A 15,321-nucleotide genomic window follows, 5' to 3' on the forward strand; every position below is an offset into this window, starting at 1 on the left:
ACCGACCCTAGATGAACACCACCACGAGTCACGACCCCGACATCCCCGAGGCCGTCCGCGAGGCCCGGGCAGGGGCGAAGGCCTGGCGCGCAACGGTCCACGCCCAGCGCACGGCCGAGCCGGACCACGCCGACTTCTACGCGATGACCGCCGATGTCGTCGACACCCTGGCCGCGGTCGCTGGGCTGGCGGAGGTGCTGGCCTGGCAGGTCGCCCACTACGGCGACACCCGCCCCGTCTACGACGATACCCGCGTCGTCGACCCGCGGGAGCGGCTGGACGCGGCGGCGATGGACCTGCACGAGCTCGCCGCCCGGCTGCGCAGCGCGGACCGGATCGCGAACACCTTCTGGTCCCGCATCGGCCACATCGGCGTCGACGACACCACGGACAGCGCGAACGTCCCGGCGGAGGTGGCCCGATGAGCGCCCCGTCGTCAACAACCTCTGCGGTGATCGGGCTGCGGCGGTGGGCGCGCGGGCACAGCCCGCATGTCGCGGCCGCGGTCGGGCTGTTGATCGTGCACGAGACGTGGCCTGCCCGCCCGGAGTTCCGCGACGCCTGCGTGGAACGCGACCGGGACGGGACGTGCTGGATCAACTGGACCCAAGCCCGGGCCGCGTTCGACGCCGGTGAGTTCGTCAAGGCGTCAACCAGTGAGATCGCGGTGCTGGACCTGGCGATCGCGTTGGGGCAGGACCGGTTCCGGTTCTCCCGCATGGGCCCGGCGAACGCCCGCGCCATCACCGACACGATCGCCTACGCACTCGGGGTGAAGCGATGAACCTCTGGACCTTCCTGATCCCGGTCGCGGCGGTCGCCGGCACGGTGATCGCCGCCAAGCGCGGCGCGACCGTGCTGGCGATCTGCCTCGGTCTGGTCGCCTTGCTCCCGATGGCCGCGCTGGCCACGGCGGTCGGTCTTCCGGTGCTGCTGCTGGCCGCAGTTGCGGGCGGGGTGTGGGCGTGGCACCGCTGGACCCGCTCGTCGGCCACGGTGAACCGGTGGGGCTCCCGGGCCCGACGCAAGTCCGGGGTGGCCTCGACGCTCGACGTCGTCCGCCATGCCGGGAGCGGGGCGATGCGCCGCCGCGCCGGCGCCGTCCGCCCGTCCCTCGCCGGCATGGATCGGCGTGACCGGTGGCGGTTGCCGGTGCCGGAGGTGGCGGTGCGGCTGTGCCGCAGCGGGCTGCTGTGGGTGTGGTCCTCGGTCGAGGACGTCACCCTGATCTTCGGCGGCCCCCGCACCGGGAAGTCCGGCTGGTTGGCCGGGCAAATCCTCGACGCCCCCGGCGCCGCGCTGGTCGCCTCCACTCGTGGCGATCTCTACGACCTGACCACCGGCAGACGAGCGGAGCGGGGCCCTGTGTGGGTGTTCAACGCCGTCGGCCTGGCCAACCTCCCCTCCACCGTCACCTTCGACCCGGTCTTGGGCTGCAGCGATCCGGTCACGGCGGGGGAGCGGGCCACCGACATGCTCGCCGCCACCACCCGCGCCGGCAGCAGCGGGGATCGGGAGTTCTGGGACGCCCAGGGCCGCCGCGTCCTCGCCGCGCTCCTGCACGCCGCCGCCCTCGGCGCCAAGACGATGCGTGACGTCCTCGGGTGGCTGGCGGATCCGGAGGCGGCGTCGCGGGAGGTGACGGTGCTGCTGCGCCGCAGCCCGGAACCGGCGTTCGAGCTCGACCTGGGCCAGTTCCTGGGCACGAACGACCGCACGCGGTCCTCGATCACCTCGACGATCATGCCTGCACTCGGGTGGCTCACCTCCCCGGCGGCGTCGGCCGCGGCGGGGTTGGGGGAGGAGACGCCGTGGGCGCGTCCGCTCGATGTCGATGAGCTCCTCGCGACGAACGGCACCGTCTACCTGCTCGGTGGTGAGGAGGCGCAGGTCGCGCCGTTGGTGTGTGCGTTGACCGGGCACATCGCGCGGCAGGCCCGCCGCACCGCCGCCACGAAACCGGGTGGCCGGCTGGACCCACCGTTGCGGCTGGCGCTGGACGAGGCGGCGCTGATCTGCCCGGTCCCGCTCGAGTCCTGGACCGCGGACATGGGCGGGCGCGGGGTGAACATCATCTGCGCGTTCCAGTCCCGCGCCCAGCTCCTCGCCCGGTATGGGACGCATGATGCGGCGACGATCCTGAACAACTCGGGCTCGATCATGGTGTTCGGCGGCACCCGCGACCGGGACGATCTGCAGTTCTGGTCGACCCTGACCGGGGAGCGTGACGAACCCGCCGACACCGTCGACCCCGCCCGGCACAGCACGGCGCGGGCGACGCGGAAGACGGCAGTGTTGTCGCCGGCGCAGATCGCGAACCTGCCGGCGGGCCGTGTGCTGGTGATCCGGCGGGGGATCCCGCCGGTGATCGGGCGGGCGCAGATGATCTGGCAGCGCCGCGAGGTCCGCTGGGCAGACTTCCGCGACGACCACCCCGACCTCGTCGCCCGCGTCGAGGAGATCGCCGCCTGGTGGCGGGCCCTCCCGGCCCGGGTCGCTCGTCGCGTCCGCCGTCGCCGCGCAGTGGCCCGCCCGATCCGGGGCGCACTCACAGTCGGCCCCCACGAGCCGCCGCACGGCCGCCCCCGCCTGGTTGTCGTCGACGCCCTCCTGCCCGACGAGGACGACCGGGACCACCGCCCCACCGGATAGCCCTCGGCGCAATCCGTCACGTCGAGGCTAGACCCGCCTGCAGCGGCGGGTGGGTCTGGCCGACCTGCCCACGAACGTCTTCTGGAGAACTCTGATGAGCGCCAACCACCCGCCGCCGAACCCGAGGACGGGCGACGAAGGCAGCTGGTCGGGCCCGGTCGCCGGGCTGGCGCGGCTCGTCGACGGACTTCGCCGCGACGTCGACCCCCTCACCGGCCTGCCGGGCCGAATGGACGAGCTGGCCGAGGTCCTGGCCCGGCTCTCGGAGACCGTCGCCTCGCTCGCCACCCGCCGCAACGCCGGCCCCGCCCCCACCTGGCTCTTCGCCCCCGAAACCACCGACGAGACCACGAACCTGCTCGACGACCTCGCCGCGTGGCTGGGCGCGATCTACCTCCGCTACCCCGACGGTGCGGCGGCGCTTCCGGATTGCTGGCTGTGGCACCCCGACGTCGTCGAGGAACTCGTCTGGCTGATGCACGCCTGGTCGGCCGCCTACCAAGGCTCCGCCGCCTCGGTGGCGCTGGCCGGTGACTGGCACGACCGCCAGCGCCCCGGCGTGGTGCGGCGCATCCGCCAGAACCACGGCTCCTGCTCCCGCGAGCGCCACCGCGCCCGACCGGGCAGGCCCCCGATCCCCACCGGCCGCCCCGACCTCCCGAGCGCCGATCAGGTCGGCGAGATCGCCGCCTGGTGGGCCGGCGCCCGCGACACCACCGCACCCGAACCCGCCGAGCCTGTTTCGGAAGGAGCCTGGACATGACCACCACCGACCACCTCACCAGCGCCACGACCGGCCGGTCGAGCTGGTTGTGCGAGCGCGACGTCGAGGCCGTCGCCGAGTACCTCGACCCCTGGATCACCGCCGCCACCGCGCGCGGGGATGTCGAGGTGCCGCTGCTCGGCACCAAGGAGTGGGTCGACGCCGGCACCGAGGCGAAGTTGGCCGCAGTGGCGGTGTTCGTGATCGGCTGCCTGGTCGAGCGCGACCCGATCGTCATCGCCGCGCGTCTCGCCGCGGAGGTCGCCACGCTGCGCGCCTCGCGGATGGCGGCCGCCCGGCAGGCCTCGCACGCGATCTCGGCCGCCGGGGACTGGTCCGCGGTCGCCCGACGGATCGTCCAGCGCGGCAACGGCAACGAGCTGACGCGGCGGCCGCGATGAGCACCAACACCACCGACGCCAACGGTGACGAGGCTGGGAGCCGGTGGGTGCTGTGGCTGCCCGGGCTCATCGTCGCCCTGGGCGCCGCGGCCGCGACCGCGCACGGCCTGTTCGAGGTCGCCGTCGCGGCGCGGGTCCCGACCCCGATCGCCTGGATCTACCCGCTCATCACCGACGGCCTCGCGGTCGTCGCCTACACCGCTACCGCGCGGCTGCCCGGCTCCGCGCGCGGCTACGCGTGGGCCGTCGTCGTCCTCTCGGCCGGCCTGTCCGGTCTCGCGCAGGCGGTGTTCCTCGCCAGCGACCTCCCGCCAGTCACTCCGACCGGGGTGGGGGAGGTGGGTGGGTTGGCGGTGCCGGGTGCGTTGCGGTTCGGGATCGGGGCGTGGCCGGCGATCGCCGCCGCCCTCGCAGCGCACCTGCTGCACCTCCTTGCCGCGGGCCCGAGCCCGACCACGACCGCCTCGGCGGCCGAGGAGCGTTCAGGCGTTCAGCAGCCGGGCGAGGGTTCAGCGGTCAGCGTTGAACAGGTCCCGTTGAACAGTTCAGAGCCCCGTTCACACCGTTCAATCAGCGACCCGGACGCGTTGACCGCGCCCCTCCCAGTCCTCGAGCCCGGACCCCACCGCGAGCCACCGCGGGACGGGCTGAACGACGCCGACGCGGTGGTCACCCCGTTCATTGGACGGGCTGAACGGCCCGGCGGACGGGGCGTGGAGTCCCCGGCGCGGGACCGCGCGCTCGCCGCCGCGGCGCGCCTCGCCGCCCGCAACGGTGCCCTGCCGACGGTGTCGGAGGTCGAGGCCGAGGCCGGGGTGTCCCGCGGCACGGCCGCGACCGTCCTCAAGGCGCTACGCGACCACCCACACCCGGTCCTCCAGCCCCGCAGCACCGCCACTGCGGCACCGGACACCGCCCACGACACCGAGCACGAGGACACCCAGCCATGACCACCACAGCTCCCCAGAACCGACCTGCCACTCACCTCACGAACGACCAGACCACGACCACTCACCACTTCAGCAAGACCGACAAAGCCACCGAAACAGACTCAACAGCGACAAGATCAAAGCCATCACACCATTGCATCACGATCTTCAGGTGCGGGCCGGCCTCCGGCCGACCCGACGACGCGCTTCGCGCGCTCGAAGCGGGTGGCGACCTGATTCGCAGGTCGTGGGGGTGGAGCTCGTGCTGAGGATCAGCAACGGTTATAGCCCGGAGTACCTGCTCAAGGAGGTCGCGACGGGGCGGGAGAACTACTACACCGGCGCGGTCACTGACGGCGAGCCTCCTGGGCGCTGGTGGGGCGCCGGGGCGGAGCGGCTCGGCCTGCGCGGGCTCGTCGATGCGGGGGATATGCGGGCGGTCTATGAACGGTTCCTCGACCCGCGCGCGGAGGGGTTCAACGACCCGACGCGTTGGGCGGAGGTCCCGACGCTCGGGCACACGGGGCGGGCGTACAAGTCGGAGGACCAGTTGTACGGCGAGGCGCTTGAACGCGAGCCGGACGCCAGCGCTGAACGCCGCGCTGAACTCCGCGTCGAGGCGGGCAAGAACGCGCGCCGCAACGTCGCCTTCTACGACGCCACGTTCAGCGTTCAAAAGTCCGTGACCCTCCTTCATACGGCGTTCGAGGCCAAGGAAGTCGCCGCCCGCCGCGCGGGGGACGAGGCGGCGGCGGAGGCTTGGGGCCGGTTCCGGGAGGCGGTGGAGGACGCGATCTGGGCGGGCAACAACGCCGGCCTGGCCTATCTGCAGGACAAGGCCGGTTACACCCGGGTCGGGCACCACGGCGGCGCCGCCGGGCGGCATGCGGACGCGCACGAGTGGACGGTGGCGTCGTTCTTTCAGCACGACTCCCGGGAGCGGGACCCGCAGCTGCACGTCCACAACACGATCCTCAACCGTGTCGAGGGCCCCGACGGCGTCTGGCGGACCCTGGACGGGCGGAGCCTGCACCGCTGGCGTGCCGCCGGGGCCGCGGTGGCCGAGCGGACTACAGAGGAGCGGATCACCTCCGCGTTGGGGATGGTGTTGGCGACCCGCCCGGACGGGAAGGCCCGCGAGGTCATCGGTGTGCCGGCGGAGGCGATGGAGCTGATCTCGACCCGGCGGCGCAAGCTCACCGCGAAGGCCGCGGAGCTGGTGTCCGGGTTCGAGGCCCGCTACGGGCGCGCCCCGACGAGCTACGAACGCGAACGCATCAACCAGGCCGCCACCCTGGCCACGCGCAAGGCCAAATCTCACCACGGCGAGGCCCGGACGGACTTGCTGGATCGCATCGACGCGCGCATCCGCGCTGATGTCCGCGGCGGCCTGGCCGGGGTCGCCGACGCCGCGCTCGCGGCACGACCGAGCGGGCCGGCGGCGTCGTCGGGGCAGGCGTGGTCGCCGACGGCGGTGATGGAGACCGCGCTGGCCGATGTGCAGTCGCGGAAGTCGACATGGACCCGGGCCGATCTGACAGCGGCGATCAACGCCGCATTGCCCGACTATCTCGGCCTTGCCGACGGCGCCGCGGTCGCTGAGCTGCTCGACAGCCTCGCCGACCGAGCGCTCACCTGGGCGACCCCGATGGATGCCGCCCGCCCCGCCGAGGACGCCCTGCCCGCTGAGCTGCGGCTGGCCAACGGCGAGTCGGTCTACCAGCAGCCTGGCGCCCGCCTCTACGCCACCCCGGACCAGGTGCGGATCGAGCAGATCCTCACCGCCGCCGCCACCCAGGGCGGCGCTGCCGCGCTCCCTACGCACGCGGCGAACCGGTTCCTGGCCGGGCTCACGGAGCAGGGCATCGCTCTCGGTGCGGATCAGGCCGCGGCCGTGCGCGGTGTCCTCACTTCCCGGGCGCGGGTCGAGACTCTGGTCGGGCCGGCCGGGACGGGGAAGTCGTTCGTCGTCGGCGCGCTCGCCCGCGCGTGGTCTGATCCTGAGCTCTATGGCGGCTCGCCGCGGCGGGTGTTCGGGCTCGCGACCTCGCAGGTCGCGACCAACGTCCTCGCCGGGGAGGGGCTGCAGGCCCGTAACGTCGCGCGCTGGCTGGTCACTCAGGACTGCCTCGCCGCGCCACCGGTCGAAAGCCAGGCCGGGCCTGACGATGTGCAGTGGCGCCTTCACGCTGGTGACCTCGTCGTGGTCGACGAGTCCGCGATGACCGACACCGCCTCACTTGCGGCCATCCACCGGCATGTGGACAACGCGGGCGCGAAGCTGCTGTTGGTCGGGGACCACCGCCAGCTCGCCGCCGTCGGCGCCGGCGGCGCCATGGACCTCATCGCGAACTCCGGGCCCCGCTACGAACTCGCCGACGCCCGCAGGTTCACCGAAAGCTGGGAACGGGAGGCGTCGCTGCGGCTGCGGGCCGGGGACGAGGCCGTCTTGCGTGACTACCACCGCCACGGCCGGCTCCTCGACTCCGGCACCACCACCGACGCCGAACAGTCCGCCGCCCGGGCTTGGCTGGCCGATACCCTGACTGGCAAGCGGTCGCTGCTGCTCGTCGACACCAACGACCAGGCCGCGCGCCTGTCCGCCGAGCTCCGCGCCGAGCTCGTCCGGCTCGGGCGGGTCGAGGACACCGGTGTGCAGCTCGGGTTGGACGGCACCACAGCCGGGGTCGGGGATCTAGTGCAGGCCCGCCGCAACGGGTGGCACCTCGCCGGACACGCCGGGAACCCTCGTGGCCCGATCAACCGCGAGACCTACCAGGTCACCGCCGTCCACGCCGACGGCTCACTCGAAGTCGCGATCACCAGGCTCGACGACGGCTCAGCCGACCGCGCCCGGATGGTGCTGCCGCCCGACTACGTTGCCCAGCACCTCGCTCTCGGCTATGCCACCACTGTGCACGCCGCGCAGGGCGCCACCGTCGATACTGCCCACACCGTCGTCACCAGCCGCACCAGCCCCGCAGCCCTCTACGTCGGGATGTCTCGCGGGCGCGAGACCAACACCGCCCACGTTGCCACCGTCAGCGCCATCGAGGACGCCGCACATGGTCGCCCGGACCAGACCGTCCACCGCGACCCCATCGCCGCCCTCGCCGTCCTGCTCGACCCGCTGGAGGCCACCGGCTCCCGCTCGGCGCTGGCCACCACCGCGCACTCCGCTGCCGAGACCGAGGCCGTGCGTACACCGGCTGAGTTGCTGATCGACGCCGCCCAGCTCGCCGCGACCGAGCGGACCGCGACCTGGCTCGACGAGTTCGCCGCCGACGGCACCCTGTCCCTCGCGCAGCGGACACGGATTGCCGCCGAGGACGGCGCCGCCTCATTGACCCGGATTCTGCGCCGGGCCGAGCTCGCCGGCCGCGAGCCCCTTCAGATTCTGAGCGACGCCATCGCAGACCGCCCTCTGGCAGGCGCGCGAAACCTCACCAACGTCATCTACGTCCGCATCACCGAACGCGGCCGCTTCGACCCCGTCGGCAGCACCTGGACGGACTGGGTCCCGCAGATCAGCGACCCGCAATGGCAGGTCTACCTCGACCGCCTCGCCGTCACCGCCGACGACCGCACCGCCGAACTCGGCACCCTCGCCGCCGAGCAGCCGCCCGCATGGGCGATCGACGCCTTCGGACCACCCCCGGCCGACGAAGCCGAGCTGCGTATCTGGCAGGACCAGGTCGGTACCGTCGCCGGGTATCGGGAACTGAGCGCGCACGCCAGCGGGACCGACATCTTGGGACCGGCGCCCGCGCCCGGCGAGGCCGAGGCCTACGCCGCTTACCGGGCAGCGTGGCGTAGCCTCGGCCGACCCGAGACCGACCGCGAGGAGCAGGAACTGTCCAACGGCCAGCTCCACGTCAGAGTCCGCGCCGCAGCCCGCGAAGACACCTGGGGCCCGCGCTACGTTGGCAACGAACTCGCCGGCACCCGCCAGGCCGCCGCCGCAGCGCGGCGGACCGCTGCGCTGCGCGAGGCCGAATCGACCGCAGCAAGCGATCCGGCCGAGCAGACTCGGCTCACCTCCGAAGCCCGCGACGCCGACGCCCTCGCGAGCCTGCTCGACACGCAAATCCTCACGCTCGACGAACTCGACCGCGCCAGAGCGGAATGGCTCGCGCACACCGCGGAGACCCGAGCACGAGGCGAACGCGCGAAAGCCGAGCTCGCCGTGCGGCACGCCGATGATCTCGAGCCCGAGCCGCGCGTCACCGCCGAGGAGTGGCTCGCAGCAGACGCCGCCGCCCGCGAGGACGAGGACGCGCACCGTCAGATCACCGCGAACGACCTGCTCGAACTTGACGATCAGACCGCCCACAATGCGGCTGATGACCGCCACGCCGCAGCGGAGTCCGTCATCGGACCGGACATTCGCGAAGTCGCAGCACAGGAACCGCACCCCATCGACGAAGACGCCGTCCGGGTCCCGACAGCGGCAGAAACCTCAACGGCGCTTGACCACGCCCGCCGCGCACTTGCCGAAATCACTGCTCGGCAGGCACTTGACGACGATGCGACCCATCGAGCCGATGAGCTCCAACGTTGGCACGAAGAAGAACAGGCAAGCACAGTGGAGCAGGACCGGGACGACGTGACGGTCGACTTCGGCTGAACCCAGCCCCTGAGCGGGGTGTCGCGCGCAATCAGCGCGCTGCACCCCCCGGGCCGGAATCCACGACGGGACGTGGCCCGTTGCGGCGCCATACCCAGCGCAGCACCGCGCACACCGAATCGACATAGCCTGGCTTCGACGCGAACCGGCTGGCTCCCACGCCACCCGCCGCAGCGGTCTCCGCCGCCAGGTACTCGGCCTCGATCAACTCAGCGATCGCCAGCGGCGCTCCCTGCCCGATTGGACGGACCGCTGGGAAGCGCCGCTCATTCACCTTGGTCGTCGCGCAGGCGATCCAACGGCACGACAGCACGAGACCCGCCGTCCTAGCGGTCGAGGCGCCGCGCGCGGTCTCGTTATCCGCGTGGGCCTCGACCTCTCGCCAGAGCTGGCCGAACGCAGCTCGTGACACGCGCAGGTTCCCTGCCGGTATCCGAGAGATCTCACGATCAGTGACCGTGCTCATGGCGAAATTCTGTCATCGACCGCCGACAAATCAGAACCTGGCTGTCGCCCCGAACTTAAACTTCGCGGTCGGACGACGGTGTCGCTGCGCTCCGCAACTCTGTTGGGGTGTGGACTGGCGTTGCGCCGACTAGGTGAGCAAGCAGCTCAAGGACGTGCCGATAGCGGCGCCTGGTCGGTTGTGTCATGCCAAGTTCGCATGCGCGGTTGCACGAGACGTGCGCTGCGGCGCTGCGCGTTGTGACCTCCGCCGCATCGATGGCCGTCGCGGACGCTGCCAGCTCCGTAGACTCCGACTATGAGCGGTCCCGGACCGGAGTACTGCCCCGTTTCCATGGCGGCGGCACTGCTCTGTGAGCGCTGGAACCTGCTGATCATCCGCGAGCTCTACGTCGGCGCCCGCCGGTTCAACGACATCCATCGCGGGCTTCCGGGGCTGTCTCGCACTCTGCTTAGCCAGCGATTGCGCTCGCTGCGGCAGACAGGACTCGTCATGGCAGTTGCCGACGACGGGTCGGGCAGTGAGGGCTACGTGCTCACGGACCGCGGAGCTGATCTTGAGCGCGTGCTGATGGAGCTGGGTTCGTGGGGGGTCCGGTGGAGCTTTCCCGAGCCGTCGGACGAGCAGCTCGATCCGCATCTGCTGATGTGGCGGATGCGCTTGGGTCTTCGCCCCCGGTGTCTCCCTGACCATCGGATCACTGCAGAGCTGATCTTCGAGCAAAACCAGGACCTCGTCCGTGGTTGGCTGATCATCGACGGAGAAGGTTCTTCAGTCTGCACCCGGCACCCGATGTTCGCTGTCGACATCCATGCTCGGGCGCGGTCCGAGGTCTGGTACGCGGTCTGGTACGGCCAGCGCAGCTGGTCGGACGCTCTCTCGAGTCGTGATCTGTCGCTGTCCGGCGAGCCTGACCTTGTTCGGGCCTTCCCGACGTGGTTCGAGCGAAGCGGCTTTGCCGACGAGGTCGCCGCTCGTTATGCCGCCGGGGGCCGTTCCACGCCCTAGCTGTGGTACAGAGTCTGTACCGCCGGGGACTAGGTTACGTGTGTCACGCTGGTCGCAAAGAGGCGAGGGCGCGCTCGACGCCCGCGCACATTCCTGTGGAAGGTGCAGCGCCCGTTCCCGGACATCCGGCAGGGTCCACAGGTTACAGCTGATTCAGCGCAGCGCGGGATCGTAATCCCGCCAAGCGGTCGGTCTATACGTTCAGCGGCTCGACGTGCTCCGTTGGCCGCGCAGCTGGGAGGTAACCTCGTGGCGCACGAACCTACGAGTCGCACACTTGAGATGATCTACTCCGTCCAAGCCACGCTCAACCGCCTGACCCCCGGGCAGGCCCCGAAAGCGCTGAACGAGGGGGTCACTGTCGTCGACACGCGCACCGTCGAGGAGCAGCTGGCCGAGGGCATCATTCCGGGTGCTTACCGGGTCCCGCGCAATGCCATCGAGGTCTTTCTCGACCCGACCCACCGGCCTCTCTTCTCGGACGAGGAGGCCGCAGATCTACCGCCCGTGCCGGGAGATGATGAACCGGTCATCGTTCTGTGCAATCTTGGCCTTGCGTCAAGCCTGTCCGCGGCGTCACTGCAAAGAATCGGTATCACGGGCGCGACAGATGTGGAGGGTGGCTTCCAGGCTTGGAAGGCGGCTGGTCTCCCAGTCGAGTCCTTCGACGAGCACGGCATGTAAGGACCCCACCGACTCCCAAGCACTCGAGTAGCCCGCACCCCAAGTGGTCACTCGGCTTCTACGTCTGGCTGCCGCACCGACGTGATGGCGACGATTGGAATGATTGCGAGCGCGAGGATCCCGCCAGTCAACGCCAGCACCGGGTAACTCGACGCGGCAACGACGAGCCCCGAGACCAGGCCACCGCCAGCTCCCGCCACCGCGATTCCGACGTCGACCAGGCCCTGGGTCGCAGCCCGGCTCTCGACCGAGACCGTGTCGGTGATGATTGCGGTCCCGCTGATGAGCCCGAGGTTCCAGCCGAGACCTAGTAGTGCAAGCGCGGCCGTCAGGAGGACGACTGAGTCCCCAGGCGCGAACGCAGCAAGGAGTCCCGCGACCAGCAAGGTCAGGCCGGACGACACCGCAACAACCGCTCGTCCGTGCCGGTCGACGAGCCACCCGCTGACCGGCGACGGCAGATACATGGCTGCCACGTGGACAGCGATGACGACACCGGCGGCTGCGACCCCGTGACCGTGCGCCGCCATGTGGACCGGTGCCATTGTCATGACCGCAACCATGACGATCTGCGTGAGAATCATGACGAGCGCACCAACCACAACTCCGCGCTGGGCGCGTTCCCGGACGCGGAGGAAACCGCTGGCTACTGTAGTCCGGACTACATTCTCCCGGTCCCGTGCCAGCAGCAACGGATCGGGACGAAGCGCTGTGCCCAGCACAACAGCCGCGATTGCATAGGCTGCACTTGCGAGCAGGAACGGCCCGGCCAACGGCGGAATTCCCCAGGACACTGCCAACGACCCGGTGGGGGAGACGAGGTTGGGACCCAGCACGCCACCGAGGGTTGTCGCAACCAAGACCGTGCTCACAGCACGCCCACGACGGGCCGGCGCCGCGAGGTCGGCACCGGCGTAACGCGCCTGCAGGTTTGTCGCGGTGCCCGCCCCGTAGACGAAGAGGGAGACGTACAGGAGCGCGACACTGCCGAGGGTGGCCGCCATGACTACTCCCGCGCTGCCCAACGCGCCGACGGCGTATCCGCTCGCGAGGCCCACGCGCCGGCCCCACCGCTGCGACAGCCGACCGATCCAGGCTGCGGCCGCCGCCGACCCGATGGTGAACAGTGCGCTGGGTAGACCAGACAGACCTGTCGTGCCGAGCATGTCCTGGGCGAGCAACGCACCGACGGTGATTCCGGCAGCAAGCCCCGCGCCGCTGAGCACCTGGGCTGCGATGAGAACTCGCAGGATGTGGCGTTGCTCGACGGGCTCGGTCAGATCGACAAGATCACCGGAACGCGGCGGTGGTGCGGACGTTCCCGTCACTGCGCCGCCCCGCTCATCACCGGCATCCAGGCAAGCCGCCACTCGAGGAAACCCTCGGCGAGCCGGACTGCCCGGTGGCCCTTCGAGGTGAGGAGCCGAACGGCGTCGTATGACAACACGCAGAACGAGCCGCGGCAGCAGGCGGCGATCTCCTGGTCGGTCGGGAGTTCTCGGAGACGGTCGGCGAGTTCGTCGAGGGGGATCGACAGTGCGCCCGGGATTCGTCCGGATTCGAACTCGAGCGACGGGCGTACGTCGAGGACGACGGCCTGACCGTCCGCGACACGGCGCAGCAGCTCGCTCCGACCGATCTCCTCAGTGTCGTCAGGACCGAAATAGGCCTGAGCAACTCGGTCAACGTCTGCAAGATGGGCGGTTGCGACCATACGAAGGTGGGTCCACAGCGCGGCAACGTCGTCGCCTGCGATCGTGTACTCAATCTCGGTGCCGTGGCGGGTCGTGCGGACCAAGCCGGCGCTCTTGAGGATCTGAAGATGTGACGACGTTGTGGTGAGTTTTAGACCCGCGGCGTCGGCGAGCTCCGCCATTGGTCGCGGTCCCTGCGTCAGCAGGTACAGCAGCCCGAGCCGCTTTCCACTGCTGAGCGCTCGACCGACCCGCGCAAGCTGCTCTAGGACTTCGGCCCTTAGTGTGTCACTCATCTGATCCTCCAAAGATAATTGGATTCTCAGACCTGTCCTGCGTTTAGTGGTCAAGGGGGAGGTGTGTCCCGTCGGTCGTGTCACGAAGACAGTCGGCATGAACGACCTGCCGGTCAGGCTGCGAGTAAATGACCGGACAGGTGCACCAGAGAGGGTGAGTGGCGGCAGCGTGCAAGGGTCATCGCGCCACATGCCGTGCTGATTGGTGAGAAAGCCGCCACCCGGTTCGAACCGCTGTTCGCGGCGCCGGGCTGTTATCGGCGACACGGTCTCCCGAACGACTCTAGGGCACGGGTATCAAACGGTCCCACTCGTGCTTGGCTCGAGGCAACAGCTAGGACCGCTGAGCGGTCCGGTCCGCCAGGATCGACCGGGCAAGTCCGGTGAGACACAGAAGGACACCCACGACGATGGTCAGCACGGAGGTCAGGACCGCGCCGACGACAAGCGCGACGAGCCCAGCCACGAGAAGCGCGAGTTGCTTCGCCAACCCTGCGTCCGAGGTTTGCTGCGCGTAAATCGCCGGGTTGACCCGCGCCCCGAGTGACGCCGCGGTGTGGCTCCGGAACACCGGTTCCGATGCGGCGAGTTCGGTGCATATCTCCGCGAATGCTCGACGTTCGAGCGATGTAAGACGCGGACCAGGACGACGGTTTGACCTTCCGTTCATCATTTCCTCCCCGGAGTGCAACGGTCCGGCCGAGATGACTCCCTTGCGGGAGCTGCGTGGTGTCGAGGCGCCTTCTGCGGACCCGAGGCTGGAGCCGGCAGAAGACTTGTCTATGGGAAGCGACGTACTCGAGCGCATCGAACACCACGTGCGCCGAGACGGCTCTGCCAAGAGCTCAGGCACTTGCTCCCCACAGCAGCCCAGCCTTGGTGGCCAGGTAGACGAGCTCCGTGCGGCGAACCGCGCCGAACTTGCGGAACAGGTTCGTCATGTGAAACTTCACGGTGACTTCGGTGATATGGAGCTTGGCGGCAAGCTCTCGATTACTCAGACCTGCGGCCACGAGCGACAGGACGTCGAGTTCTCTGTCTGTCACCCGGATGCCCTTCGAGAATCGCGCGGACCGCGCGGAGGAGGTGGACATGACCGTGCCGTGTCGCGTCCGCTGCGCCAACCGGACCACTGCCGCCTCGATCTCCGCTGGCCGAGCATGTCGACTGATGCACTCCACCTCCTCCGCCGCACCCTCAAATCGCTCCCTGGTCGCAGTGGTGTCCAGGATCAGCACCGCCGAGCCGTGCAGGTCGATGATCTCGGCAACGTCGTCCGCCGTAATGTCCACCTCTGAATACGGCAGGTCGACGATGATGACGTCCGGGCGAAGCCGACCGGCCTGACGAAGGCCACCGGCAGCAGATGCGGACTCGCCGACGACCTTCATTACGGCGCTCTCGTTGCACACATGGTGAAGTCCGCGCCTGATCAGAGGTTGTTCGGCGACTACGACGATGCCGATCATCAGCTTCCCTGCTAGTTCCTGTCCGAGCGGGTCGAGCCCACGCCAATGCTGGCTACTGCCACGGCACCTACGATGAGACCGCGCACGAGCCCCGGTCCTTGTGCACCGGTCCCGAGGCCGACGGCCGGATGTCGTCCTCGAAGATCGCGGTCGGCAGATACAGCGAGCAGCACGCGTTGGGGATGTCGACGACGCCGGACACGCGGCCCTCGATGGGCGCGGCGCCGAGCAGCAGGTAGGCCTGCGGCCCGCTGTAGCCGAACTTCTCCAGGTACCGGACGGCGTTCATGCAGGCGTTCTCGTAGGCCAGCGTGGCGTCGTTGTAGTGGTTC

Annotated in this window: 14 protein-coding genes; 9 read left to right on the top strand and 5 right to left on the bottom strand. The window is 70.1% G+C overall.

Features of this window, described 5'->3' with window-relative positions; all coding sequences use genetic code 11:
• The first annotated feature begins 11 nt into the window (after positions 1-11).
• The 7 genes from PSU4_RS28750 (at position 12) to mobF (ending at position 9,372) form a co-directional block, all read left to right on the top strand.
• Positions 12-425 (top strand): hypothetical protein, encoded by a 414-nt coding sequence (locus PSU4_RS28750; protein WP_147115434.1) that lies wholly within the window; start codon positions 12-14, stop codon positions 423-425.
• The gene (locus PSU4_RS28755) at positions 422-784 is read left to right on the top strand and encodes a hypothetical protein (RefSeq protein WP_147115437.1); all 363 of its coding nucleotides are present in this window, start codon (positions 422-424) and stop codon (positions 782-784) included. Before PSU4_RS28750 ends, PSU4_RS28755 begins: the two co-directional genes overlap by 4 nt.
• Positions 781-2,652, top strand: coding sequence for a type IV secretory system conjugative DNA transfer family protein (locus tag PSU4_RS28760; protein WP_147115440.1), 1,872 nt, complete (start codon positions 781-783; stop codon positions 2,650-2,652). The genes PSU4_RS28755 and PSU4_RS28760 overlap by 4 nt, the downstream gene beginning before the upstream one ends.
• Before the next feature lie 94 nt (positions 2,653-2,746).
• Positions 2,747-3,415, top strand: a complete 669-nt coding sequence (locus tag PSU4_RS28765) for a hypothetical protein (RefSeq protein WP_147115443.1) — start codon at positions 2,747-2,749, stop codon at positions 3,413-3,415.
• Positions 3,412-3,816: a DUF2742 domain-containing protein gene (locus tag PSU4_RS28770; protein ID WP_147115446.1), complete on the top strand. Its 405-nt coding sequence runs from the start codon at positions 3,412-3,414 to the stop codon at positions 3,814-3,816. The genes PSU4_RS28765 and PSU4_RS28770 overlap by 4 nt, the downstream gene beginning before the upstream one ends.
• A complete protein-coding gene (locus PSU4_RS28775; protein WP_147115449.1) occupies positions 3,813-4,766 on the top strand; it encodes a hypothetical protein in 954 nt (317 codons plus the stop codon). Before PSU4_RS28770 ends, PSU4_RS28775 begins: the two co-directional genes overlap by 4 nt.
• A gap of 232 nt (positions 4,767-4,998) precedes the next feature.
• Positions 4,999-9,372 carry a MobF family relaxase gene (mobF, locus tag PSU4_RS28780; protein WP_147115451.1) on the top strand — a complete coding sequence of 1,458 codons (4,374 nt, stop codon included), beginning with the start codon at positions 4,999-5,001 and terminating at the stop codon, positions 9,370-9,372.
• Positions 9,373-9,403: 31 nt separating this feature from the next.
• On the opposite strand, the gene PSU4_RS28785 is transcribed toward mobF, so the two are convergent.
• Complete coding sequence (locus tag PSU4_RS28785) at positions 9,404-9,838, bottom strand: hypothetical protein (RefSeq protein ID WP_147115454.1); 435 nt, start codon at positions 9,836-9,838, stop codon at positions 9,404-9,406.
• Between the two features lie 297 nt (positions 9,839-10,135).
• On the opposite strand from PSU4_RS28785, the gene PSU4_RS28790 reads away from it, so the two are divergent.
• Positions 10,136-10,846: a winged helix-turn-helix transcriptional regulator gene (locus PSU4_RS28790; RefSeq protein WP_147115457.1), complete on the top strand. Its 711-nt coding sequence runs from the start codon at positions 10,136-10,138 to the stop codon at positions 10,844-10,846.
• Between the two features lie 282 nt (positions 10,847-11,128).
• Entirely contained in the window at positions 11,129-11,530 is a 402-nt protein-coding gene (locus PSU4_RS28795) for a rhodanese-like domain-containing protein (protein WP_147115460.1), read from the top strand.
• Between the two features lie 47 nt (positions 11,531-11,577).
• Here PSU4_RS28795 and PSU4_RS28800 read toward each other — a convergent pair whose 3' ends face one another.
• The 4 genes from PSU4_RS28800 to PSU4_RS28820 form a co-directional block, all read right to left on the bottom strand.
• Positions 11,578-12,810, bottom strand: a complete 1,233-nt coding sequence (locus PSU4_RS28800) for an MFS transporter (protein WP_246115409.1) — start codon at positions 12,808-12,810, stop codon at positions 11,578-11,580.
• Positions 12,811-12,854: 44 nt separating this feature from the next.
• On the bottom strand, positions 12,855-13,520 hold the full coding sequence (locus PSU4_RS28805; protein WP_147115466.1) for an ArsR/SmtB family transcription factor: 666 nt from the start codon (positions 13,518-13,520) through the stop codon (positions 12,855-12,857).
• A gap of 845 nt (positions 13,521-14,365) precedes the next feature.
• Positions 14,366-14,989 (bottom strand): response regulator transcription factor, encoded by a 624-nt coding sequence (locus PSU4_RS28815; protein ID WP_147115472.1) that lies wholly within the window; start codon positions 14,987-14,989, stop codon positions 14,366-14,368.
• 67 nt (positions 14,990-15,056) lie between these two features.
• A partial coding sequence (locus PSU4_RS28820) for an acetamidase/formamidase family protein (RefSeq protein WP_186817244.1) occupies positions 15,057-15,321 on the bottom strand: 265 nt, incomplete at its 5' end.

This window comes from Pseudonocardia sulfidoxydans NBRC 16205 (assembly GCF_007989085.1).
Taxonomy (GTDB): domain Bacteria; phylum Actinomycetota; class Actinomycetes; order Mycobacteriales; family Pseudonocardiaceae; genus Pseudonocardia; species Pseudonocardia sulfidoxydans.

Coding starts and splice junctions, on each gene's coding strand:
- PSU4_RS28750 (WP_147115434.1), top strand. CDS start 12: ATGAACACCACCACGAGTCACGACCCCGACATCCCCGAGGCCGTCCGC.
- PSU4_RS28755 (WP_147115437.1), top strand. CDS start 422: ATGAGCGCCCCGTCGTCAACAACCTCTGCGGTGATCGGGCTGCGGCGG.
- PSU4_RS28760 (WP_147115440.1), top strand. CDS start 781: ATGAACCTCTGGACCTTCCTGATCCCGGTCGCGGCGGTCGCCGGCACG.
- PSU4_RS28765 (WP_147115443.1), top strand. CDS start 2,747: ATGAGCGCCAACCACCCGCCGCCGAACCCGAGGACGGGCGACGAAGGC.
- PSU4_RS28770 (WP_147115446.1), top strand. CDS start 3,412: ATGACCACCACCGACCACCTCACCAGCGCCACGACCGGCCGGTCGAGC.
- PSU4_RS28775 (WP_147115449.1), top strand. CDS start 3,813: ATGAGCACCAACACCACCGACGCCAACGGTGACGAGGCTGGGAGCCGG.
- PSU4_RS28785 (WP_147115454.1), bottom strand. CDS start 9,838: ATGAGCACGGTCACTGATCGTGAGATCTCTCGGATACCGGCAGGGAAC.
- PSU4_RS28790 (WP_147115457.1), top strand. CDS start 10,136: ATGAGCGGTCCCGGACCGGAGTACTGCCCCGTTTCCATGGCGGCGGCA.
- PSU4_RS28795 (WP_147115460.1), top strand. CDS start 11,129: ATGATCTACTCCGTCCAAGCCACGCTCAACCGCCTGACCCCCGGGCAG.
- PSU4_RS28805 (WP_147115466.1), bottom strand. CDS start 13,520: ATGAGTGACACACTAAGGGCCGAAGTCCTAGAGCAGCTTGCGCGGGTC.
- PSU4_RS28815 (WP_147115472.1), bottom strand. CDS start 14,989: ATGATCGGCATCGTCGTAGTCGCCGAACAACCTCTGATCAGGCGCGGA.